Source organism: Streptomyces sp. NPDC002232, assembly GCF_042890295.1.
Classification (GTDB): Bacteria; Actinomycetota; Actinomycetes; order Streptomycetales; family Streptomycetaceae; genus Streptomyces.
This window is the reverse complement of sequence record NZ_JBIARV010000001.1, coordinates 143,436-164,201: the sequence shown is the minus strand read 5'-3', so window position 1 is coordinate 164,201 and position 20,766 is coordinate 143,436. Positions and strand designations below refer to the sequence as shown.

The window sequence follows — 20,766 nt, the reverse complement described above, 5'->3', positions numbered from 1 at the left end:
TCCCCTCCGGGAGCCCGGCCCGCGGCGCGTCCGGACGGCCCGGCCGGGCCCCTCAGAAGGTCTGCAGCGTCACCAGGGTGATCCGCAGACCCGCGCCCGACGTGCCGGGATCGGCCTCGATCCGCACCCGCTGCCCCGGCCGCAGCAGCCGGAGCCCGCCCGCCTCGAAGGCCTCCGCCCCGAACTCCACGGGGGTGCCGTCGTCGAGCAGCACACTGCCGCGGTGGGTCTCGGGGTCGTACGTGAAAGCGGTCGCCTGCATGGACCGCAGCCTATCCGGCCGCCGTCAGCCACCGGGCGGCCGTCCGCGGACCGAGCCCCAGGGCCTGCGCCGCCGCCAGATCCTCCCCGGTGTCCACGTCCCGGCGCACGGAATCCACCCCGGCGAGCCGGATTTCCACCGCCCCGGAAGACAAATGGCGCAGCCGGGACGCACCCCCGAATGCCGGTTCCAATTCCACCCCCGGAGCCGCCGAGAGGAATGTCGTACCTATTTCGGCGGCATCGGCGAGAAATGCTCTGGGAAAATTGCCGGCCGCCTCCAGGACCCGGTCCAGCTCCGCCGGCCGCAGCGCCGGAAGGTCCGCGTTGAGCGCCGCCACGCGCGCGTGCGGCCGCCCCGCCCGCACGGCGCGGGCCCCGTGGGCGAGCGCCGCGTTCAGCCCCGCGGCCGGGGAGTCCGGCACGATCCGCGCCCCCAGGGCCGCCAGGGCCGCGCCCGCCGCGGGATCGTCCGTGACGACCGCCACATCGCGGACCCGGGCGCACTCCAGTACCGCCCCCACCGTGTCCTCGGCGAACGCCAGCGCGAGCCGGGGACGCAGCCGCGCCCCCGCCGCGGCGGCGAGTCTGCTCTTGGCCAGGGCGAGCGGCTTCAGGGGTACGACCAGGGACCAGCCGGCGTCGCCGTCGGTCCGCGTCGGGTGCGGCTGCTTCATCGGGGCCCATTCTGTCCCGCCCAGGCGGTCCGCCGGAGGGCCCGGGGCGTACGGTGTCACTCGACAGACCAGGAGCACGGGGCGACACTTGACCCCCTGCCAGCCAGTCCCGGAGAAAGGTGTCCGAGTGCCCCGCCGCAGAATCGGCTTCTGGTACCGCCTCGCGGCGGTCATCGCCAAACCCCCCCTGGTGGTTCTGTTCAAGCGGGACTGGCGCGGTATGGAGCACATTCCGGCCGACGGCGGATTCATCACCGCGGTCAACCACAACTCCTACCTGGACCCGCTGTCCTACGCGCACTACCAGTACAACACCGGTCGCGTGCCGCGCTTCCTCGCCAAGGCGGGCCTCTTCAAGGCCGGATTCGTCGGCACCATGCTCCGCAACACGGGCCAGATCCCCGTCTACCGCGAGACGACCGACGCGCTGGACGCCTTCCGGGCCGCCGTCGACGCCATCGAGCGCGGCGAGTGCGTCGCCTTCTACCCCGAGGGCACCCTCACCCGGGACCCCGCGATGTGGCCCATGGCCGGCAAGACCGGCGCCGCCCGCGTCGCGCTGCTCACCCGGGTCCCCGTCATCCCGGTGGCCCAGTGGGGCGCCAATCTCGCGATGCCGCCGTACGCGAAGGAGAACAAGTTCCGGCTGTTCCCCCGCAAGACGCTGATCGTGCAGGCCGGACCGCCCGTCGACCTCTCCCGGTTCGACGGCCTGGAGCCGACGCCCGAAGTGCTCCGCGAGGCCACCGAGGTGATCATGGCCGCCATCACCGCGCTCCTGGAGGAGGTCCGCGGCGAGCGGGCGCCCGCCGAGCCGTACGACCACCGCAAGGCCCGCCTGGAGCAGCGGCGCAAGGCCGCCGAGGAGGGCACCAAGTGACCAGGGCAGCCGTCTTCGGCAACGGATCCTGGGGCACCGCCTTCGCGATGGTGCTCGCCGACGCGGGCTGCGAGGTGAGCCTCTGGGGCCGCCGCGCCGCACTCGCCAAGGAGATCAACACCTCCCGGGTCAACCCCGACTACCTGCCGGGCGTCGAACTCCCGCGGGGCATCACGGCCACCGCGGACCCCGCCGAGGCCGCCGCGGACGCCGACTTCACCGTCCTCGTCGTCCCCTCCCAGACGCTGCGCGGCAACCTCGCCGCCTGGCGGCCGCTGCTCGCCCCGGACACCGTCCTCGTCTCCCTGATGAAGGGCGTCGAACTCGGCACCGCCAAGCGGATGAGCGAGGTCATCACCGAGGTCGCCGAGGTGCCGGAGGACCGCGTCGCCGTCCTCACCGGCCCCAACCTGGCCAAGGAGATCGCCGCCCGGCAGCCCGCCGCCGCGGTCGTCGCCTGCTCCGACGAGACCGTCGCCCGGCGGCTCCAGAGCGCCTGCATGACCCCGTACTTCCGCCCGTACACCAACACCGACGTGGTGGGCTGCGAGCTCGGCGGCGCCGTGAAGAACGTCATCGGTCTCGCCGTCGGCATCGCCAACGGCATGGGCCTCGGCGACAACTCCAAGGCCACGCTCATCACCCGGGGCCTGGCCGAGACCACCCGTCTGGGCCTCGCCATGGGCGCCGACCCGCTGACCTTCTCCGGCCTCGCGGGCCTCGGCGACCTCGTGGCCACCTGCTCCTCGCCGCTCTCCCGGAACAACACCTTCGGCACCAACCTCGGCCGGGGCATGACCCTCCAGGAGACCATCGCGGCCACCAAGCAGACCGCCGAGGGCGTCAAGTCCTGCGAGTCCGTGCTCGATCTGGGCCGTCGCCACGGCGTCGACATGCCCATCACCGAGACCGTGGTCTCCATCGTCCACGACGGCAAGCCGCCGGTCGTCGCGCTCAAGGAACTCATGTCCCGCTCGGCGAAGCCCGAGCGCCGCTGAGCCGAACGCGCGGGGACGAGCGGGGCGCTCAGGAGTTCGGGAGTCGCAAGGTACGCTCATCGCGATATGAGCGAGAACACCCAGAGCCCCCGCAAGCCGCGCGTGGCCGTCGTCTTCGGCGGCCGCAGCTCCGAGCACGCCATCTCCGTCGTCACGGCGGGCGCCGTCCTGAGCGCCATCGACCGGGACAAGTACGACGTGCTGCCCATCGGCATCACGACGGACGGGCGCTGGGCGCTCACCGCCGACGCCCCGGAGCGCATGGCCATCGCCGACCGCGCCCTGCCCAACGTGGCGGAGCTGGCCGAGTCCACGGAGGGCGGCGTCGTCCTCTCCGTCGACCCCGCCAACCGCGAGGTCGTCCTCACCGAGCCCGGCACCGTGCCCAGGGCCCTCGGCGAGGTCGACGTGGTCTTCCCGATGCTCCACGGCCCCTACGGCGAGGACGGCACCCTCCAGGGTCTCCTGGAGCTCTCCGGCGTCCCCTACGTCGGCGCGGGCGTCCTCGCCTCCGCCGTCGGCCAGGACAAGGAGTACATGAAGCGGGTCTTCGTCTCCTTCGGCCTCCCGGTCGGCCCCTACGAGGTCGTCCGGCCGCGCGAGTGGGAGCAGAACCCCGCCGCCGCCCGCAAGAAGATCGTCGAGTTCGCCGCCGAGCACGGCTGGCCGCTCTTCGTGAAGCCGGCCCGCGGCGGCTCTTCCATGGGCATCACCAAGGTCGACGACCTCTCCGGCCTGGACGAGGCCATCGAGGAGGCCCGCCGCCACGACCCCAAGATCCTCGTCGAGTCGCTGCTGCGCGGCCGCGAGATCGAGTGCGGCGTCCTGGAGTTCGAGGACGGCCCGCGCGCCAGCGTCCCGGCCGAGATCCCGCCGGTCACGGACCACGACTTCTACGACTTCGAGGCCAAGTACATCGACTCGGCCTCCGGCATCGTGCCCGCCCCGATCGGGGACGAGGCCACCGCCGAGATCCAGCGCCTCGCCGTCGCCGCCTACGAGGCCGTGTCCTGCGAGGGCCTGGTCCGCGCCGACTTCTTCCTCACCGAGGACGGCGACTTCGTCATCAACGAGATCAACACCATGCCGGGCTTCACGCCCATCTCCATGTACCCGCGCATGTGGCAGGAGAGCGGCGTCAGCTACCCCGAGCTCGTCGACCGGCTCATCCAGGCCGCGCTGACCCGCTCCACGGGCCTGCGCTAGACGATCACCGGCCGGGGGAGCCGGGGCGCCGTCAGGCGCACTCCGGCTCCAGGGCGCACGGAACGGCCCGCTCCACGGGGATCGCGAGATCCGTGAGCGGGCCGGCGTCGTGCGCGAAGCGCGCGTCCAGCGTCACCTCGACGTACGTCTTCCGGTACACCGAGGTGAAGCGGGGCCCGTCACCCGCGCGCTGCTCCAGCATCCAGCGCACGCCGTTCGCTGATACGCCCTGCGCCTGGGGGTCGCTCATCTTTTCGGGCCGGGGGACCCCGCAGCGCAGTACGATCGCACCGTCACCCCACCCGGCGGTCAACTCGGAGCCGGGCTCCGGGTCACTCCGCCGAAGCCCCGCCACGGTCTCGGGCAGCTCCTTCGCCAGGGCCTGGCAGTAGGACGCCTCCTCCGCGGGCGGGCTGGGGACCGCGACGGACGCCGAGGCGTCCGGCGAGGAACAGCCGGCGGCGGCCGACAGCAGGACGGCGGCCGTGACGGCGGCGGGCAGGCCGAAGGGCCGGTGGGAAGACATCACCGGCCAAGCGTAGACGGGGGCTACAGATGAACGACCGGGCAGGTGAGGGTGCGCGTGATGCCGTCCACTTGCTGGACCTTGGCGACCACCATGCGGCCCAGCTCGTCGACGGTGTCCGCCTGCGCGCGCACGATCACGTCGTACGGACCGGTCACGTCTTCGGCCTGGATGACCCCCGGGATCTTGGAGATGGTGTCGGCGACGGTCGACGCCTTGCCCACCTCGGTCTGGATGAGGATGTACGCCTGAACCACGGAACCTCCAGGGCGACCACGAGGATCTTGTGGGAGAAAGGGACGCCACGGTACCGCGTCGCCGCGGGCCACGGGGAGACCCGCGCGTCCGGAGGCGCTCGGGGTGTGGCGTACGCAGGACAGAAGTTGACGGTCTACTTGACGGTACCCAGCACGGTGACGGCCCGCGACCCGCGGCGCGCGACGACGCGCCCCCGCCCGCCCGCCGGCACGAAGACACGAGGTGAGACGCGGTGAAGGGCACAGTCGGAGAGCTGGGCGAGTTCGGGCTCATCAGAGAGCTCACGTCCCGGCTCACCTCCACCCCGGCGGTACGGATCGGGCCCGGCGACGACGCCGCGGTCGTCTCCGCACCCGACCGGCGCGTGGTGGCCAGCACGGACATCCTCCTCGAAGGACGTCACTTCCGCCGCGACTGGTCGACGGCCTACGACGTCGGCCGCAAGGCCGCCGCGCAGAACCTCGCCGACATCGCGGCCATGGGCGCGGTCCCCACCGCGCTCCTCCTCGGCCTCGTCGTCCCCGCCGAACTGCCGGTCACCTGGCCCACCGAACTCATGGACGGCCTGCGCGACGAATGCCAGGTCGCGGGCGCCGCCGTGGTCGGCGGCGACGTCGTGCGCGGCGACACGATCATGGTCTCCATCACCGCGCTCGGCGACCTCCGCAACCACGACCCGGTCACCCGGGGCGGCGCCCAGGCCGGCGACGTCGTCGCCTACACCGGCTGGCTCGGCTGGTCCGCCGCCGGATACGCTGTCCTCTCCCGCGGCTTCCGCTCCCCGCGCGCCTTCGTCGAGGCCCACCGCAGGCCCGAGCCGCCCTACCACGCGGGTCCGGCCGCCGCCGGTCTCGGCGCCACCGCCATGTGCGACGTCAGCGACGGCCTCATCGCCGACCTCGGGCACATCGCCGAGGCCAGCAAGGTCCGCATCGACCTGCGCTCGGGGCTCATCGACATCCCGACCCAGATGAACGACATCGGCCAGGCCGTCGGCGTCGACCCCATGCAGTGGGTGCTCACCGGGGGAGAGGACCACGCCATCGTCGCCACCTTCCCGCCGGACGTGAAGCTCCCCGCCCGCTGGAAGGTCATCGGCGAGGTCCTCCACCCCTCGGCGCTCCCGCAGGTCACCGTGGACGGCGCGCCCTGGCACAGCGTCGGCGGCTGGGACCACTTCGGAGAGACGGAGTGACCCCGCCGCTGGTGCTCACCGTCGCCGGATCCGACTCCGGCGGCGGGGCCGGCATCCAGGCCGACCTGAAGACCATGCTCGCGCTCGGCGTGCACGGCATGAGCGTGCTCACCGCCGTCACCGCCCAGAACTCGCAGGGCGTCCAGGGCGTCTGGGAACTCCCCGTCGAGGCCGTGCGCGGCCAGTACCGGGCCGTCGTCGACGACATCGGCGTCCAGGCCGTGAAGACCGGGATGCTCGCCTCCGCCGCGCTCGTGGAAGCCGTGGCGGAGCTGCTCGCCGGGACGCCCGGGGTGCCCGCCGTCGTCGACCCGGTCGGGGTCTCCAAGCACGGCGACCCGCTGCTCGCCGAGGCCGCGCTCGACTCCGTCCGTACGAAGCTGCTGCCGCTCGCGACCGTCGCCACGCCCAACCTGGACGAGGTGACGCAGCTCACGGGCCTGGTGGTCGAGGACGGGACCGGAATGCGGCGTGCGGCCGACGCGGTCCTCGGCTACGGGCCGCGCTGGGCGCTGATCAAGGGCGGCCACCTTCCCGGGGGCTCCGAGGAGGTCGTGGACCTGCTCACCGACGGCACCGAGGAGCACTGGCTGCGCGCCCCCCGGTACGACAACCGGCACACCCACGGGACGGGCTGCACGCTCGCCTCGGCCGTCGCCTCGGGCCTCGCCAAGGGCCTGGAGGTGCCGGAGGCCGTACGGCAGGCCAAGGAGTACGTGACCGGGGCCATCGCCGCCGGATTCGCCCTGGGCTCGGGCATCGGCCCGGTCGACCACGGCTGGCGGTTCCGGGGCTGAGCGGCCTCAGGGGCTGAGCGGCGCCGGTTCCGGGGCCGAACGGCCCCAGGGCATGGCAAAAGGCCGGTTCACCGAGGTGAACCGGCCTCTCAAGGCAACCGCAGGGGCTGCGCTACGACAGAACGTCGCAATTAGCGCGAGACCTTGCCGGCCTTGATGCACGAGGTGCAGACGTTGAGCCGCTTCGGCGTCCGACCGACCACGGCACGCACGCGCTGGATGTTCGGGTTCCAGCGACGGGACGTACGGCGGTGCGAGTGCGAAATGTTGTTGCCGAAGCCCGGCCCCTTGCCGCAGACGTCGCAGTTGGCAGCCACGGGTCACTCCAAAGACTTCAGAATTACAGTGAAATCCGGCGCACCGGAATCAGGAGTCTGAAGTGGCTTGCCGGGGGATGGCCCGGTGTGAACCGGGCAACCGAAGCAGCATACAACGCCTGCTTCCGTGGAACGAAACTACCATGGTCTGCGCGGACCTCGCCCCGGGCCCCGGTCACGAGCGGGCGACCCCCGGTCTACCCTGCGGTGAGCTCACCGCCGAAGGAGGACCCCCCGTTGTCGCGAGCCCTTCAGCCTGACGAGGAGCTCGTCGAGCTCGACGCCGAAGCGGTCCGGACCTGGTGCGCGAGGTCCCTCGACGCCCTCGGACGGGAGCGCGAGGAGATCGACGCGATCAACGTCTACCCGGTCGCGGACGGGGACACCGGCACCAACCTGTACCTGACGGCCGAGGCAGCCCACCAGGCCGTCGAAGCCGTCTTCGCGGCCTCCTCGCCCGACACCGCCGAGACCGTACGGGCCATGGCGCACGGCGCCCTGCTCGGCGCCCGCGGCAACTCCGGGACGATCCTCGCCCAGCTGCTGCGCGGCATGGCCGCCGTCCTCGCCGAGGGGCGTGACGGGGATCACCTCGCCCGCGCCCTCGCCGAGGCCTCCTCCGCCGCCCGGCGGGCCGTCGCCCACCCCGTCGAGGGCACCGTCCTCACCGTCGCCGCCGCCGCCGCGCGGGGCTGCGCGGGCGGCGGCACCCTCGTCGAGGTCGCCGCACGGGCCCACGAAGCCGCAGGCAGCGCCCTGGCGGCGACCCCCGGCCAGCTGGACGTGCTCGGCCGCGCCGGTGTCGTGGACGCCGGCGGGCGCGGTCTCGTGGCCGTCCTCGGCGCGCTCCTGGAGACCGTCGGCGGCCGGGCGCCGGAGCTCCCGCGGACCTCGCGGGACGCGGTCCTGCTCCCTGTGGACGCGCGGCCGGCTCCCGACGGACCCTGCGAAGGCGACGCCGGGCCCGCCTACGAGGTGATCTACCTCCTGGAGGCCGAGGACGCCGCCGTGGAACTGCTGCGGGCCCGGCTCGACGCCCTCGGCGACTCCCTCGTCGTCGTCGGCGGCGACGGCCTGTGGAACGTCCACGTCCACGTCGACGACGCGGGCGCCGCCGTCGAGGCCGGCGTCGAGGCCGGCCGGCCCCACCGCATCCGCGTCACGCACTTCGCGGCCGAGACCGCCGCCGGAGCACGGGCCGCCGGACGCGGGGAACGCGCCCAGCGCGCGGTCGTCGCCGTGGTCCCCGGCGAGGGCCTCGCCGGACTCTGCGCCGAGGCCGGTGCGACCACCGTCCGCAGCAGGCCCGGCGAACCGCCCGCCGGCGACGAGCTCGTCGAGGCGATCCGACGGGCGCACGCGCGCGAGGTCGTCCTGCTGCCCAACGACACCGACCTGCGCGGGGCCGCGGCCGCCGCGGCGGAACGGGCGCGGGCCGAGGGCATCCGGGTGGCCCTCATCCCGACCCGGGCCGCCGTCCAGGGCATCGCCGCCCTCGCCGTCCACGAACCCGACCGGCGCTTCGACGAGGACGTCGTCGCCATGACGGCCGCCGCCGGAGCCACCCGCTACGCCGAACTCGCCGTCGCCGAGCGCCAGTCCTTCACGTCCGCGGGCGTCTGCCAGGCCGGCGACGTCCTCGGCCTCATCGAGGGCGACGTCGCCGTCATCGGCAAGGACCTCACCGAGACCGCCCGCACCGTCCTGGACCGGATGCTCTCGGCGGGCGGCGAACTCGTCACCCTCGTCGTCGCCGACGACACCCCGCCCGGCCTCGCCCCCGACCTGGAACGCCACGTCCGGCGCGGCTACCTGGCCGTCGACACCACCACGTACCACGCGGGCGCGGGGGCGCCTCCGCTGCTCATCGGGGTGGAATAGGCCCCGATCCCGGCCGTTGTCCACAGGCTTCGGCACGGCTGTCGGTCCCGTGGTCTTCAATGGGAGACGTGCCCGCGCTCGACGAACCACTCAAGAAGTCCCTCGGTCCCGCCACCGCCAAGGTCATGGCCGAGGCACTCGACCTGCACACGGTCGGGGACCTGCTCCACCACTACCCCCGCCGGTACGCCGAGCGCGGGGAGCTCACCACGCTCTCCGACCTGCCGCTCGACGAGCACGTCACGGTGGTCGCGCAGGTCGCCGACGCCCGTGTGCACACCTTCAACGGCTCCAAGGGGCGCGGCCAGCGCCTCGAGGTGACCATCACCGACGGCAGCGGCCGCCTCCAGCTGGTCTTCTTCGGCAAGGGCGTGCACAAGCCGCACAAGGACCTGCTGCCCGGCACCCGCGCGATGTTCGCCGGGAAGGTCTCGCTCTTCAACCGGCGCCTCCAGCTCGCGCACCCGGCGTACGAACTCCTCCGCGGCGACGGCGAGGAGGAGGTCGGCACCTGGGCCGGAGCCCTCATCCCGATCTATCCGGCCACCACCAAGCTGGAGTCCTGGAAGATCGCCAAGGCCGTCGACGCCGTCCTGCCCAGCGCCGGGGACGCCGTCGACCCGCTGCCGGACGCCCTGCGCGAGGGCCGCGGCCTCGCCGAGCTGCCCGACGCCCTGCGGATGATCCACCGGCCCCGCACCAAGGCGGACATCGCCGACGCCCGCGAGCGCCTCAAGTGGGACGAGGCCTTCGTGCTCCAGGTCGCCCTGGCCCGCCGTCGGCACGCCGACACCCAACTCCACGCCGTCGCCCGGCGCCCCGCCCCCGGCGGCATCCTCGACGCCTTCGACGCCAAGCTGCCCTTCACCCTCACCGACGGCCAGACGAAGGTCTCGAAGGAGATCTTCGACGACCTCGCGACCGAGCACCCCATGCACCGCCTCCTCCAGGGCGAGGTCGGATCGGGCAAGACGATGGTCGCGCTGCGCGCCATGCTCGCCGTCGTCGACACCGGCGGGCAGGCCGCGATGCTCGCGCCCACCGAGGTCCTCGCCCAGCAGCACCACCGCTCCGTCACCGAGATGATGGGCGAACTGGCCGAGGGAGGGATGCTCGGCGGTGCCGAGCGCGCCACCAAGGTCGTCCTGCTCACCGGCTCCATGGGCGCCGCCGCCCGCCGCCAGGCCCTGCTCGACCTCGTCACCGGCGAGGCGGGCCTCGTCATCGGCACGCACGCGCTGATCGAGGACAAGGTCCAGTTCCACGACCTCGGGCTCGTCGTCGTCGACGAGCAGCACCGCTTCGGCGTCGAGCAGCGCGACGCCCTCCGCGGCAAGGGCAAGCAGCCCCCGCACCTCCTGGTGATGACCGCCACCCCCATCCCGCGCACGGTCGCCATGACCGTCTTCGGCGACCTGGAGACCTCCGTCCTCGACCAGCTGCCCGCCGGCCGCTCGCCGATCGCCAGCCACGTCGTGCCCGCCGCCGACAAGCCGCACTTCCTCGCCCGCGCCTGGGAGCGGGTCCGCGAGGAGGTGACGAACGGACACCAGGCGTACGTCGTCTGCCCGCGCATCGGCGACGAGGAGGACCAGAAGAAGAAGGCCAAGGCGTCCCCCGAGGACGAGGCCGAGAAGCGCCCGCCGCTCGCCGTCCTCGACATCGCCGAGAAGCTCGGCGCCGGCCCCCTCGCGGGCCTGCGCATCGCCGTCCTGCACGGCCGCATGCACCCGGACGACAAGGACGACGTCATGCGCCGCTTCGCCGCCGGAGAGCTCGACGTCCTCGTCGCCACCACCGTCATCGAGGTCGGCGTCAACGTGCCCAACGCCACCGCGATGGTGATCATGGACGCCGACCGCTTCGGCGTCTCCCAGCTCCACCAGCTCCGCGGCCGCGTCGGCCGAGGTTCCGCCCCCGGCCTCTGCCTGCTGGTCAGCGAGATGCCCGAGGCCAGCCCCGCCCGCCAGCGGCTGAACGCCGTCGCCACCACCCTCGACGGCTTCGAGCTCTCCCGCATCGACCTCGAACAGCGGCGCGAGGGCGACGTCCTCGGCCAGGCCCAGTCCGGCGTCCGCTCCTCCCTGCGGGTCCTCACCGTCATCGACGACGAGGAGGTCATCGCCGCCGCCCGCGAGGAGGCCACCGCCCTCGTCCTCGCCGACCCGGACCTCACCGCCCACCCGGGCCTGCGCACCGCGCTCGACGCCCTCCTGAGCGAGGAGCGGGAGGAGTACCTGGAGAAGGGCTGACCGGGGCCGGCGCCCGTCCCGGACGGGCCCGGCAGGAGGGTGGGCGCCCGGCCCGCGGCCATATCCTGGGACCGACGCATGGACGACGCAGGACGAGGACGAGGAAGCAGATGACCCGCGTGATCGCCGGTACCGCCGGCGGACGGCGCCTGGCCGTGCCCCCCGGCAACGGCACCCGACCCACCTCCGACCGGGCACGGGAAGGCCTCTTCTCCACCTGGGAGGCCTTCCACGGCCTGGCGGGCGCCCGGGTCGCCGACCTGTACGCGGGCTCCGGCGCGGTCGGCCTGGAGGCGCTGTCCCGCGGGGCCGACCACGCCCTCCTCGTGGAGGCCGAGCCCCGCGCCGCCAAGACGATCCGGGACAACGTCCGCTCGATCGGTCTGCCCGGCGCCGAACTGCGCACCGGCAGGGCCGAGCAGATCGTCACGGGACCGGCCCCGGCCGACCCGTACGACCTCGTCTTCCTCGACCCGCCCTACGCCGTGTCGGACGACGATCTCCGCGAGATTCTCCTCACACTGCGCTCGGGGGGCTGGCTGAGCGACGATGCTCTCGTCACCGTGGAGCGGAGCACCCGAGGCGGGGAGTTCGGCTGGCCGGCCGGCTTCGAGGCCCTGCGGTCCCGTCGCTACGGCGAGGGAACGTTTTGGTACGGTCGCGCCGCCTCTACGTGCGAAGACGCACGATGACCGGACCGGAGAGCGAGGGACCCAAGTTGCGCCGCGCCGTCTGTCCGGGGTCATTCGACCCCATCACCAACGGACACCTCGACATCATCGCCCGCGCGTCCAGGCTGTACGACGTCGTACACGTCGCGGTGATGATCAATCAGTCGAAGAAGGGCCTCTTCACGGTCGACGAGCGGATCGAGCTGATCCGCGAGGTCACCGCCGACTTCGGCAACGTCGAGGTGGAGTCCTTCCACGGCCTCCTCGTCGACTTCTGCAAGCAGCGCGACATCCCCGCGATCGTCAAGGGCCTGCGCGCCGTCAGCGACTTCGACTACGAGTTGCAGATGGCCCAGATGAACAACGGGCTGTCGGGCGTGGAGACGCTGTTCGTCCCCACCAACCCCACCTACAGTTTCCTCTCCTCCTCCCTGGTCAAGGAGGTGGCGGCCTGGGGCGGCGACGTCTCGCACCTCGTTCCGCCGCTGGTCCTCGGCCGGCTCACCGAGCGGCTCGCGCGGAAGTGACGCGCGGCCACCGCCGCTGACACTCCGTCATCTGGTGTCGGACGGGCGCCGACTGCCCTTACAGTCGTCCCGTCCGTCTCCATCCAGCTGTAGAGAGTGGCGAGCACCCGGTGGACGTGCAGAAGAAGCTCGACGAGATCGTCGCGACCGTGCAGGGCGCCCGCTCCATGCCCATGTCGGCATCCTGCGTGGTCAACCGCGCCGAGCTGCTCGCCCTGCTCGAAGAGGTGCGGGACGCCCTGCCCGGCTCCCTCGCCCAGGCGCAGGAGCTGATCGGCGGCCGTGAGCAGATGGTCGAGCAGGCCCGCCAGGAGGCCGAGCGGATCATCGGCGCCGCCCACGCCGAGCGGGGCTCGATCGTCTCCGACACCCAGGTCGCCCGCGAGTCGCAGGAGGAGGCCGACCGGATCCTCACCGAGGCCCGCCGCGAGGCCGAGGAGGTCAAGGCCGAGGCCGACGACTACGTCGACTCCAAGCTCGCCAACTTCGAGGTCGTCCTCAACAAGACCATCGGCTCCGTCGACCGGGGGCGCGAGAAGCTCCTCGGCCGCGGCCCGGGCCTCGACCAGGACGGCTACGCCGACCCGGAGGCGCCCGAGTACAGCGCCGACCCGCAGACCCTGATCCAGCGGGCCGACGCGTACGTGGACGCCAAGCTCGGCGCCTTCGAGGCCGTCCTCAGCAAGACCCTGGAGGCCGTCGGCCGGGGCCGCCAGAAGCTGCACGGCCGGATCGCCAGCGACGACCTCGGCGAGCACATGGCGGCGCAGGACGGCCTGGGCGGCGCGGTGCACACCAGCGACGCCGACTACCTCGCCGGGCTCGCGGAGCTCTCCGACCCGGCGCCGGCCCAGCCGCAGGCCCCGCCGATCCCGGCGCAGCAGCCCGACCCGTACGGCTACCCCCAGCAGCCCCAGCAGGACCCGGCCTACGCGTACCAGCAGCAGGACGCCTACGCTTACCAGCAGCAGGACCCCTACGCGTACCAGGGGCAGTACGGCTACGAGCAGCAGCCGTACGACCCCCAGGGCCAGGGCCAGGTTCACGCCCAGCCCCACCAGCCCCAGCAGGCCGCCGCGCTCGACGAGACCAGCTTCTTCGACACGAGCATGATCGACCTGGAGCAGTTGCGCCGGTACGAGCAGGGGCAGTAAAGGGCGCGGAGCCCGGATTGGGCCCTGGGCGAAGCGTCCAGTATCCTGGCTCTTCGGTCGCGCTACGTCCGCGATCCTCGCTGCCCACGTCCGGCAGCCTCCTCTACGCAGCAGAACGATCCGAAAGCAGGAAGAGCCCTGAGCACGCGCCTCGACCACCGCAACCCCCTCGTGTTCGACACGCACGAGCTGGGGCGGCGTCCTGGCGCCCTGCTGCGGCTCTCGCGATCGGTCGAGTCCCCCAAGGACCTGGGCGTCGAAGGAGTGATCGGGGTGCCCGAGGGCGCTCCGGTGGAAATCGATCTCCGTCTTGAGTCGGTCATGGAAGGGGTGCTTGTCACAGGCACCGCCCGTGCATCGGCCGAGGGGGAGTGCGTAAGGTGTCTGGAGCCCGTCGAGCTGGAGCTCGACGTGGACTTCCAGGAGATGTTCTCGTACCCCGACTCCGACGACCGGGGCCGCTCCAAGGCGGCCGCGGACGACGAAGCCGAGGACGACGAGGACATGATCCCCCTCGAGGACGGCATGTTCGACCTCGAACCCGTGCTGCGTGATGCGGTGGTGCTCGCACTGCCGATGCAGCCGGTGTGCCGGGAGGACTGTGCGGGTCTGTGTTCCGAATGCGGGACCAACCTGAACGAGAACCCGGACCACCACCATGACGCCGTCGACATCCGTTGGGCGGCACTGCAGGGACTCGCCGGTTCGCTGGGAACCGATGAGAAGGACAACATGAGCGGCAAAGCCTCTGACGGGGACGTCCGAAGCGCCGCCGAGAAGCAGGAGAAGTAGCCGTGGCTGTTCCGAAGCGGAAGATGTCGCGCAGCAACACGCGCCACCGCCGGTCGCAGTGGAAGGCTGCGGTCCCCACCCTGGTTTCGTGTGAGCGTTGCCAGGAGCCGAAGCTGCAGCACATCGCGTGCCCGAGCTGCGGCACCTACAACAAGCGCCAGGTCCTCTCGGTCTGAGTGGCTGGTGAGAGGCACGATGTCTGAGAACATCAGCGCAGCCTCGTCCCACACGCTTCTGGAAGGGCGGCTCGGGTATCAGCTCGAGTCCGCCCTTCTGGTGCGTGCGCTGACCCACCGCTCGTACGCGTACGAGAACGGCGGTCTGCCCACCAACGAGCGTCTGGAGTTCCTCGGGGACTCCGTGCTCGGCCTGGTGGTCACGGACACGCTGTACCGCACCCACCCCGATCTCCCGGAAGGCCAGCTGGCCAAGCTCCGGGCCGCGGTGGTCAACTCGCGTGCGCTGGCGGAGGTCGGCCGCGGCCTCGAACTCGGCTCCTTCATCCGGCTCGGCCGGGGCGAAGAGGGCACGGGCGGCCGGGACAAGGCGTCCATCCTCGCCGACACCCTTGAAGCGGTGATCGGCGCGGTCTATCTCGACCAGGGCCTCGACGCGGCGTCCGAGCTGGTGCACCGGCTCTTCGACCCGCTGATCGAGAAGTCCTCGAACCTCGGTGCCGGACTGGACTGGAAGACCAGCCTCCAGGAGCTCACCGCGGCCGAGGGCCTGGGCGTCCCGGAGTACCTCGTCTCCGAAGAGGGCCCGGACCACGAGAAGACCTTTACTGCTGCCGCCCGCGTCGGTGGTGTCTCGTACGGCACCGGCACCGGCCGCAGCAAGAAGGAAGCGGAACAGCAGGCGGCGGAGTCCGCGTGGCGCGCGATCCGCGCGGCCGCGGACGAGCGCGCGGCGGCGGCGAAGGCCGCGGCCGACGCCGCTGAGCCGGCCCGGAAGGACGGGGCCGCTCCGGCCACCGCCTGACCGCGACCGCGTCTCCCGCACTCCTTCAGCGGAGTCTTCCCGCCCGCCCCCGCCAGGGGCGGGCGGAGCCGTTTCCGGGGCGGCCCGGCGGTCCGGCCCCGGGCGGTAGGCTGACCGGGCCCGTCCGTGGGCCGGGGGCGGATCGCCCCGGGACCACCAGTCCTATCCCTCCGGAGGAGTGCCGTGCCCGAGCTGCCCGAGGTCGAGGTCGTACGGCGCGGTCTGGAGCGCTGGGTCGCCGGACGGACCGTGACCGAGGTCGAGGTGCTGCACCCCAGGGCCGTACGGCGCCACCCGGCCGGCGGCGAGGACTTCGCGGCCCGGCTGAAGGGGCAGCGCTTCGAGGTGGCGCGGCGGCGCGGCAAGTACCTGTGGCTGCCGCTGGCGGAGTCCGGGACCTCCGTCCTGGGCCACCTCGGCATGAGCGGTCAGCTGCTCGTGCAGCCGGAGAGCGCCCCGGACGAGAAGCACCTGCGGATCCGTGTCCGCTTCGACGACTCCGCCGGCACCGAGCTGCGCTTCGTCGACCAGCGCACCTTCGGCGGCCTCTCGCTCCACGACCAGGTCGCGGACGACGCCGACGGGCTGCCGGACGTCATCGCGCACATCGCGCGCGACCCGCTGGACCCGGCCTTCGACGACGCGGCCTTCCAGAGCGCGCTGCGGCTGCGCCGTACGACGATCAAGCGGGCGCTGCTCGACCAGTCGCTGATCAGCGGCGTCGGGAACATCTACGCGGACGAGGCGCTCTGGCGCTCGAAGCTGCACTACGACCGGCCGACCGCCGCCCTGCCCCGACCGCGCTCGGCCGAGCTGCTCGCCCACGTCCGGGACGTGATGAACGCGGCGCTCGCCGCCGGCGGCACCAGCTTCGACAGCCTGTACGTGAACGTGAACGGCGAGTCCGGCTACTTCGACCGCTCGCTCGACGCGTACGGACGCGAGGACGAGCCCTGCCGCCGCTGCGGCACGCCGATGCGGCGACGGGCCTGGATGAACCGGTCCAGCTACTTCTGCCCGCGCTGCCAGCGCCCGCCGCGCACGGTGGCCTGAGCCTTCGGGGCTCAGGCCGTGACCGGGGCCGCGCGCTCCGCGTCGTAGCTCTCGCGGGCGGCCTCCACCTGGGGCATCCGCCCCTCCACCAGTTCGATCAGGCCGATCAGCCGCTCCGCGATCTCGCGGCCGAGCGGGGTGAGCCGGTAGTCGACCCGCGGCGGGTTCGTGGGCTGGGCCTCGCGGTGCACCAGACCGTCGCGCTCCAGGGCGTGCAGGGTCTGCGACAGCATCTTCTCGCTCACGCCGTCGACCCGGCGCCGCAGCTCGTTGAAGCGGAACGTCCCTTCGTGCAGGGCGCCCAGGGTGAGGCTGCCCCAGCGGCCCGTCACGTGCTCCAGCGTGCCGCGCGAGGGACAGGCGCGCGCGAACACGTCGTAGGCGAGGTCGTCAGTCATGCCTCCACCGTACTCCCGCACAGCGCTCACCGTCACGGGTGCGCTCTCTCTTTGCTTGCGCTTTCCAAAAGTTAGTGCTCTACTTCTGGTTACACCCCGCCCACCTCTCCGAGGAGCACTCTGTGACCACGCCCGTCGTCTCCATCGCCTACCACTCCGGCTACGGCCACACCGCCGTCCTGGCCGAGGCCGTCCGCGACGGCGCCGCCGACGCGGGCGCCACCGTCCACCTGATCAAGGTCGACGGGATCACCGACGCGGAGTGGGAGCTGCTCGACGCCTCCGACGCGATCGTCTTCGGCTCGCCGACCTACATGGGGACCGCCTCCGGCGCCTTCCACCAGTTCGCCGAGGCCACCTCGAAGCGCTGGTTCACCGACGCCTGGCTGGACAAGCTCGCCGCGGGCTTCACCAACTCCGGCTCCAAGAGCGGCGACAAGGGGCACACCCTCCAGTTCTTCCAGACCCTCGCCGGCCAGCACGGCATGACCTGGGTCAACCTGGGCCTGAAGCCCGGCTGGAACAGCAGCGAGGCCTCCGAGAACGACCTCAACCGCCTCGGCTTCTTCTCCGGCGCCGGCGCCCAGACCCACACGGACCAGGGCCCCGAGGGCGTCCACAAGGCCGACGTCGCCACCGCCGAGCACCTCGGCCGCCGCGTCGCCACCACGGCCCGCACCTTCGCCGCGGGCCGCGCCGCCGCCTGATCCCCGCGCGCACCCGAGGGCACGGTGGCCACGAGCGCGACGGCCTCCCCGCGCCCCTCCGAGGGCCCCGTCGCCACGCAGGCGACGGGGCCCCCGGGCGTCGGCGCGGGCCGCTCCGCCCGACGGGAATCGGATCGCAGTCCACGGGGTTGGCGGTGGGACAAGCCGACAGGGGAGGGTCATGCGAGCGATTCAGGTGGACGAGGTGGGCGGTCCCGAGGTGCTGCGGGAGGCCGAGGTGGACCAGCCGCGGCCGGGGCCGGGCGAGGCGGTCGTGGAGGTGGCCGCATCCGGGGTCAACTTCCTCGACGTCTACCACCGCGAGGGCCGGTACGGCCTTCCGCTGCCCTTCACCCCGGGCGCCGAGGGCGCCGGCACGGTCGTCGACGTCGGACCCGGCGTCGACGACGTCGCGGTCGGGGACCGGGTCGGTTGGGTGGAGATTCCCGGCACGTACGCCGAGCGGGCGGTCGTGGACTCCGCCCGGCTGGTGCCGCTGCCCGACGACATCAGCTTCGAGACGGCCGCCGCCGTGCTCCTCCAGGGCATGACCGCGCACTATCTCGTCAAGGACGCCTACCCGGTTCAGGGTGGCGACACGGTGCTCGTGCACGCGGCCGCCGGTGGCATGGGGCTGCTGCTCACCCAGCTCATCACCCATCTCGGCGGCCGGGTGATCGGCACGACGTCGAACGCGGCGAAGGCCGAGGCGGCGAAGCGCGCCGGGGCCGCCGAGGTGATCCTCTCCTCCGCGGTCGACGATCTGGCCGCCGAGGTGAGGCGGCTCAACGGAGGCCAGGGCCTGCCGGTCGTCTACGACGGCGTCGGCGCGCACACCTTCGACGCGAGCCTGGCCACCCTGCGCACCCGCGGCCACCTCGTGCTCTTCGGCGCGGCCAGTGGTGCCGTGCCTCCGGTCGATCCGATGCGGCTCGCCCACGGCGGTTCGCTGACCCTGATCCGGCCCAGCCTCGGGGACTTCATCGCCGATCGGCCCGAACTGCTCCGACGGGCGGCCGACGTGTTCGCGTGGGTGCGCTCCAAGGCGCTCGAGATCACCGTGACGGGCCGCTACCCCTTGTCCGAGGCGGCCAGGGCCCACGGCGACCTGGAGGCTCGGCGAACCACCGGCAAGCTGCTCCTCGTACCCGGTGCGGGAGTCTGACCCCGCGGGGGCTCAGTAGCCGAAGTCCTGGGTCCACCACGGGCCGCCGTCGCCGAAGACGACGCCGACGCCCAGGGTGGTGAAGTCGCAGTTCAGGATGTTGGCGCGGTGGCCGTCGCTGTTCATCCAGGACGCCATCACCGCCGCCGCGTCCACCTGGCCGCGGGCGATGTTCTCACCGCCCATGCCCGTGATGCCGGCCTGCTCGGCCCGGACCCACGGGGTGTCGCCGTCCGGGTCCGTGTGGTCGAAGAAGCCCCGGGCGGCCATGTCCGCGCTGAACGCGCCGGCCAGCGACGCGAGCTTCGCGTCCGCGCGGACCGGGGAGCAGCCCACCTTGGCGCGCTCGTCGTTCACCAGGCGGACGACCTCGGCCTCGGCGGCCTCGCCGCGGTCCGCCGTGGAGGTGACCCGGGCCTCCTCGGTGGGCGCCGCGGTGGTCGGGTCCGGCTTCGGCGCGGGCGCCTTCGTGGTGGGCGCGGCCGAGGTCCTGACCGGAGCGGGCTTCGCCGCGGGCTTCTTCGAGCGCGTCGGGGTGGGCTTCGGCTTCGGCTTCTCCGAGGGAGTGACCTTCGGCGTGGGCTTGGGCTTGGGCTTCGCTGAAGCGGACGGGGGCGCCGAGGGGGTGGGCGCGTTCCCCCCGCGCGACTCCGTGCCCGTGGCGGTCGGGGTCGACGTGGATCCGCCCTGCGTCGTCAGCTCCGGGGCCTGCCGGGTCTCGACCTGGTGCTCGCTCGAACCGGCGCTGCCGACGGTGAGCGTGTTCCCGCCGGGGAGCAGGCCCGAGGCGACGGCGACGGCACCGACCGCGACGGCCGCCGAGGCGCCGAGGAGGCCGTTGCGCACGGGCCGACGGCGGCGGGCACCCCGGTGGGGGCGGCCCGAGCCGGCCGCGTAGTCTTCTGCGGCGGGTGCGGCGCCGGAGCGACGGTGGCGTCCCATCTGCTCTGCCTTCCTCTAGCTGGTCTGCGCTGGATCTTTGCCGGGCTTTGCTGATCTTTGCTCTGGGCGCCGTTCCGGATCGTCGGTCGAACGGTGCGCGCCCGAACGGGTGAGGCGCGTTCGGTCGGGACTGTAGTCCATGAGAAGCAGGGGCGATGTGCTCATCTGGCAATCCGCCCGTTAGCGTGCAGCCATGAGTGACGACGTACGGATGACCGCCTGGGTGCGCGGCCGGGTACAGGGAGTGGGGTTCCGCTGGTTCACCAGGGCAAACGCTCTGGAGATCGGCGGCCTGGTGGGCTTCGCCCTGAACCTCGACGACGGCCGGGTGCAGGTGGTGGCCGAGGGGTCGCGTGAGAATTGCCACCGTCTGCTGGACTGGCTGCGGTCCGGCGACACACCCGGACGTGTGGACGGTGTCACTGAGATCTGGGACACGCCGCGCGGCGGCTACGACGGCTTCGCCATCCGTTGACGATCACGCTCCGCCATCCCGCCCGGTGACCGAGAGGGGCACCGGGCGGACACCCGGTAACAGGGGCGTGACCAGCGAAGCACCTGATGGTTGCCAACGGACGCCGGGCGTGCGAGGCTGCCCCGTAAGGATGATCGCGACGCCCCCGAGGCACCGAGTCCGAAGGCCCAGCCGCCCGCTGAGCGGCCGTGGACTCCTCGGTAGCCCTTCAAACGGGGCGTGATCGTGTTGACCGTCAAACTTTTTGGTGAGACTCTGGAATCCCCGCGCACCTTAGCTGTTTGGCAGTGGAACCGGCACGACAAGCAGTACTGCCGAGCACCGCGGGTGCGAATCCCTCACGACCCAACCACTACGGTCGGTCACTCATTGTGGAGGACCACTCATCATGGCAAAGGCGCTTCTCGGTTACGTCGGCGGCTCCGACCCGCGACTCCTCGCCGAGATGCGACGGCTTCAGCAGCGCGTCCAGGACCTCGAATCCGAGCTGGTACGGATCCAGTCCGAGAACGACTCGCTCGCCGCTGCCGCCGCTCAGCACCAGGGAGAGTCGCTGCTGAACAGCATCGACCTCGACGTACCCCAGGCAGAGCCTGCGCTCACCTGACAACCCAGCCCTCCGGGGCCGGGTGGAAAGCATTCTCGTCGGCGCA

The 20,766-nt window shown here is 72.5% G+C and carries 25 protein-coding genes; 18 read left to right on the top strand and 7 right to left on the bottom strand.

Annotated features, from left to right (window positions below; genetic code table 11):
• Nucleotides 1–52: 52 nt before the first annotated feature.
• Together ACFYXU_RS00730 and cofC are read right to left on the bottom strand one after the other, a co-directional pair.
• The gene (locus ACFYXU_RS00730) at nucleotides 53–262 is read right to left on the bottom strand and encodes a hypothetical protein (RefSeq protein WP_329850503.1); all 210 of its coding nucleotides are present in this window, start codon (nucleotides 260–262) and stop codon (nucleotides 53–55) included.
• 10 nt (nucleotides 263–272) lie between these two features.
• Nucleotides 273–938: a 2-phospho-L-lactate guanylyltransferase gene (gene cofC, locus ACFYXU_RS00725; protein ID WP_376510612.1), complete on the bottom strand. Its 666-nt coding sequence runs from the start codon at nucleotides 936–938 to the stop codon at nucleotides 273–275.
• A 127-nt stretch (nucleotides 939–1,065) separates the two neighbouring features.
• Between cofC and ACFYXU_RS00720 the strand changes: the two genes are divergently transcribed.
• The 3 genes from ACFYXU_RS00720 (at nucleotide 1,066) to ACFYXU_RS00710 (ending at nucleotide 4,022) form a co-directional block, all read left to right on the top strand.
• Nucleotides 1,066–1,818: a lysophospholipid acyltransferase family protein gene (locus ACFYXU_RS00720; protein ID WP_329850505.1), complete on the top strand. Its 753-nt coding sequence runs from the start codon at nucleotides 1,066–1,068 to the stop codon at nucleotides 1,816–1,818.
• Nucleotides 1,815–2,816: an NAD(P)H-dependent glycerol-3-phosphate dehydrogenase gene (locus ACFYXU_RS00715; RefSeq protein WP_329850507.1), complete on the top strand. Its 1,002-nt coding sequence runs from the start codon at nucleotides 1,815–1,817 to the stop codon at nucleotides 2,814–2,816. The genes ACFYXU_RS00720 and ACFYXU_RS00715 overlap by 4 nt, the downstream gene beginning before the upstream one ends.
• A gap of 66 nt (nucleotides 2,817–2,882) precedes the next feature.
• Nucleotides 2,883–4,022: a D-alanine--D-alanine ligase family protein gene (locus ACFYXU_RS00710; protein WP_329850508.1), complete on the top strand. Its 1,140-nt coding sequence runs from the start codon at nucleotides 2,883–2,885 to the stop codon at nucleotides 4,020–4,022.
• A gap of 31 nt (nucleotides 4,023–4,053) precedes the next feature.
• Here ACFYXU_RS00710 and ACFYXU_RS00705 read toward each other — a convergent pair whose 3' ends face one another.
• Together ACFYXU_RS00705 and ACFYXU_RS00700 are read right to left on the bottom strand one after the other, a co-directional pair.
• Nucleotides 4,054–4,548 (bottom strand): DUF3515 domain-containing protein, encoded by a 495-nt coding sequence (locus ACFYXU_RS00705; protein WP_376510630.1) that lies wholly within the window; start codon nucleotides 4,546–4,548, stop codon nucleotides 4,054–4,056.
• Nucleotides 4,549–4,571: 23 nt separating this feature from the next.
• Nucleotides 4,572–4,805 (bottom strand): Lrp/AsnC family transcriptional regulator, encoded by a 234-nt coding sequence (locus ACFYXU_RS00700; RefSeq protein WP_017947604.1) that lies wholly within the window; start codon nucleotides 4,803–4,805, stop codon nucleotides 4,572–4,574.
• A gap of 233 nt (nucleotides 4,806–5,038) precedes the next feature.
• On the opposite strand from ACFYXU_RS00700, the gene ACFYXU_RS00695 reads away from it, so the two are divergent.
• Together ACFYXU_RS00695 and thiD are read left to right on the top strand one after the other, a co-directional pair.
• Nucleotides 5,039–6,001: a thiamine-phosphate kinase gene (locus ACFYXU_RS00695; RefSeq protein WP_329850511.1), complete on the top strand. Its 963-nt coding sequence runs from the start codon at nucleotides 5,039–5,041 to the stop codon at nucleotides 5,999–6,001.
• Nucleotides 5,998–6,798 (top strand): bifunctional hydroxymethylpyrimidine kinase/phosphomethylpyrimidine kinase, encoded by an 801-nt coding sequence (gene thiD, locus ACFYXU_RS00690; protein WP_389456086.1) that lies wholly within the window; start codon nucleotides 5,998–6,000, stop codon nucleotides 6,796–6,798. Before ACFYXU_RS00695 ends, thiD begins: the two co-directional genes overlap by 4 nt.
• Nucleotides 6,799–6,929: 131 nt before the next feature.
• Here the strand turns inward: thiD and rpmB are convergent, their stop codons facing one another.
• The gene (gene rpmB / locus ACFYXU_RS00685; protein WP_003957616.1) at nucleotides 6,930–7,115 is read right to left on the bottom strand and encodes a 50S ribosomal protein L28; all 186 of its coding nucleotides are present in this window, start codon (nucleotides 7,113–7,115) and stop codon (nucleotides 6,930–6,932) included.
• A 237-nt stretch (nucleotides 7,116–7,352) separates the two neighbouring features.
• On the opposite strand from rpmB, the gene ACFYXU_RS00680 reads away from it, so the two are divergent.
• From ACFYXU_RS00680 to mutM, 9 genes are all read left to right on the top strand, one after another.
• Nucleotides 7,353–8,996 (top strand): DAK2 domain-containing protein, encoded by a 1,644-nt coding sequence (locus tag ACFYXU_RS00680; protein ID WP_389456084.1) that lies wholly within the window; start codon nucleotides 7,353–7,355, stop codon nucleotides 8,994–8,996.
• A 59-nt stretch (nucleotides 8,997–9,055) separates the two neighbouring features.
• Complete coding sequence (gene recG / locus ACFYXU_RS00675; RefSeq protein WP_376510605.1) at nucleotides 9,056–11,248, top strand: ATP-dependent DNA helicase RecG; 2,193 nt, start codon at nucleotides 9,056–9,058, stop codon at nucleotides 11,246–11,248.
• A 110-nt stretch (nucleotides 11,249–11,358) separates the two neighbouring features.
• Nucleotides 11,359–11,940 (top strand): 16S rRNA (guanine(966)-N(2))-methyltransferase RsmD, encoded by a 582-nt coding sequence (rsmD, locus tag ACFYXU_RS00670; RefSeq protein ID WP_329850526.1) that lies wholly within the window; start codon nucleotides 11,359–11,361, stop codon nucleotides 11,938–11,940.
• A gap of 26 nt (nucleotides 11,941–11,966) precedes the next feature.
• Nucleotides 11,967–12,446: a pantetheine-phosphate adenylyltransferase gene (gene coaD / locus ACFYXU_RS00665; protein WP_329850723.1), complete on the top strand. Its 480-nt coding sequence runs from the start codon at nucleotides 11,967–11,969 to the stop codon at nucleotides 12,444–12,446.
• Nucleotides 12,447–12,556: 110 nt separating this feature from the next.
• Nucleotides 12,557–13,600, top strand: coding sequence for an ATP synthase F0 subunit B (locus tag ACFYXU_RS00660; protein WP_389456081.1), 1,044 nt, complete (start codon nucleotides 12,557–12,559; stop codon nucleotides 13,598–13,600).
• 138 nt (nucleotides 13,601–13,738) lie between these two features.
• Nucleotides 13,739–14,392: a YceD family protein gene (locus tag ACFYXU_RS00655; RefSeq protein ID WP_384569970.1), complete on the top strand. Its 654-nt coding sequence runs from the start codon at nucleotides 13,739–13,741 to the stop codon at nucleotides 14,390–14,392.
• Between the two features lie 2 nt (nucleotides 14,393–14,394).
• On the top strand, nucleotides 14,395–14,568 hold the full coding sequence (rpmF, locus tag ACFYXU_RS00650; protein WP_015036448.1) for a 50S ribosomal protein L32: 174 nt from the start codon (nucleotides 14,395–14,397) through the stop codon (nucleotides 14,566–14,568).
• A gap of 19 nt (nucleotides 14,569–14,587) precedes the next feature.
• Nucleotides 14,588–15,373, top strand: coding sequence for a ribonuclease III (rnc, locus tag ACFYXU_RS00645; RefSeq protein WP_389408130.1), 786 nt, complete (start codon nucleotides 14,588–14,590; stop codon nucleotides 15,371–15,373).
• A gap of 183 nt (nucleotides 15,374–15,556) precedes the next feature.
• On the top strand, nucleotides 15,557–16,426 hold the full coding sequence (mutM, locus tag ACFYXU_RS00640; protein ID WP_389456079.1) for a bifunctional DNA-formamidopyrimidine glycosylase/DNA-(apurinic or apyrimidinic site) lyase: 870 nt from the start codon (nucleotides 15,557–15,559) through the stop codon (nucleotides 16,424–16,426).
• Between the two features lie 11 nt (nucleotides 16,427–16,437).
• Here mutM and ACFYXU_RS00635 read toward each other — a convergent pair whose 3' ends face one another.
• Nucleotides 16,438–16,824: a winged helix-turn-helix transcriptional regulator gene (locus ACFYXU_RS00635; protein ID WP_376510595.1), complete on the bottom strand. Its 387-nt coding sequence runs from the start codon at nucleotides 16,822–16,824 to the stop codon at nucleotides 16,438–16,440.
• A 122-nt stretch (nucleotides 16,825–16,946) separates the two neighbouring features.
• On the opposite strand from ACFYXU_RS00635, the gene ACFYXU_RS00630 reads away from it, so the two are divergent.
• The gene (locus ACFYXU_RS00630) at nucleotides 16,947–17,531 is read left to right on the top strand and encodes a flavodoxin family protein (RefSeq protein WP_389456076.1); all 585 of its coding nucleotides are present in this window, start codon (nucleotides 16,947–16,949) and stop codon (nucleotides 17,529–17,531) included.
• Nucleotides 17,532–17,712: 181 nt separating this feature from the next.
• Nucleotides 17,713–18,696 carry a quinone oxidoreductase family protein gene (locus tag ACFYXU_RS00625; protein WP_389456074.1) on the top strand — a complete coding sequence of 328 codons (984 nt, stop codon included), beginning with the start codon at nucleotides 17,713–17,715 and terminating at the stop codon, nucleotides 18,694–18,696.
• Between the two features lie 12 nt (nucleotides 18,697–18,708).
• Here ACFYXU_RS00625 and ACFYXU_RS00620 read toward each other — a convergent pair whose 3' ends face one another.
• Nucleotides 18,709–19,638, bottom strand: a complete 930-nt coding sequence (locus tag ACFYXU_RS00620) for a CAP domain-containing protein (RefSeq protein ID WP_389456072.1) — start codon at nucleotides 19,636–19,638, stop codon at nucleotides 18,709–18,711.
• Between the two features lie 193 nt (nucleotides 19,639–19,831).
• On the opposite strand from ACFYXU_RS00620, the gene ACFYXU_RS00615 reads away from it, so the two are divergent.
• Complete coding sequence (locus ACFYXU_RS00615; protein ID WP_389408134.1) at nucleotides 19,832–20,113, top strand: acylphosphatase; 282 nt, start codon at nucleotides 19,832–19,834, stop codon at nucleotides 20,111–20,113.
• 388 nt (nucleotides 20,114–20,501) lie between these two features.
• Nucleotides 20,502–20,720, top strand: coding sequence for a hypothetical protein (locus ACFYXU_RS00610; protein WP_015036455.1), 219 nt, complete (start codon nucleotides 20,502–20,504; stop codon nucleotides 20,718–20,720).
• Nucleotides 20,721–20,766 lie beyond the last annotated feature (46 nt).

What these genes read in the sequence shown, in the direction of transcription:
- ACFYXU_RS00705 (WP_376510630.1), bottom strand. Translation starts at nt 4,548, where the DNA reads ATGTCTTCCCACCGGCCCTTCGGCCTGCCCGCCGCCGTCACGGCCGCC.
- ACFYXU_RS00730 (WP_329850503.1), bottom strand. Translation starts at nt 262, where the DNA reads ATGCAGGCGACCGCTTTCACGTACGACCCCGAGACCCACCGCGGCAGT.
- ACFYXU_RS00615 (WP_389408134.1), top strand. Translation starts at nt 19,832, where the DNA reads ATGAGTGACGACGTACGGATGACCGCCTGGGTGCGCGGCCGGGTACAG.
- ACFYXU_RS00610 (WP_015036455.1), top strand. Translation starts at nt 20,502, where the DNA reads ATGGCAAAGGCGCTTCTCGGTTACGTCGGCGGCTCCGACCCGCGACTC.
- rnc (WP_389408130.1), top strand. Translation starts at nt 14,588, where the DNA reads ATGTCTGAGAACATCAGCGCAGCCTCGTCCCACACGCTTCTGGAAGGG.
- ACFYXU_RS00625 (WP_389456074.1), top strand. Translation starts at nt 17,713, where the DNA reads ATGCGAGCGATTCAGGTGGACGAGGTGGGCGGTCCCGAGGTGCTGCGG.
- ACFYXU_RS00635 (WP_376510595.1), bottom strand. Translation starts at nt 16,824, where the DNA reads ATGACTGACGACCTCGCCTACGACGTGTTCGCGCGCGCCTGTCCCTCG.
- rsmD (WP_329850526.1), top strand. Translation starts at nt 11,359, where the DNA reads ATGACCCGCGTGATCGCCGGTACCGCCGGCGGACGGCGCCTGGCCGTG.
- recG (WP_376510605.1), top strand. Translation starts at nt 9,056, where the DNA reads ATGGGAGACGTGCCCGCGCTCGACGAACCACTCAAGAAGTCCCTCGGT.
- ACFYXU_RS00620 (WP_389456072.1), bottom strand. Translation starts at nt 19,638, where the DNA reads ATGGGACGCCACCGTCGCTCCGGCGCCGCACCCGCCGCAGAAGACTAC.
- ACFYXU_RS00710 (WP_329850508.1), top strand. Translation starts at nt 2,883, where the DNA reads ATGAGCGAGAACACCCAGAGCCCCCGCAAGCCGCGCGTGGCCGTCGTC.
- cofC (WP_376510612.1), bottom strand. Translation starts at nt 938, where the DNA reads ATGAAGCAGCCGCACCCGACGCGGACCGACGGCGACGCCGGCTGGTCC.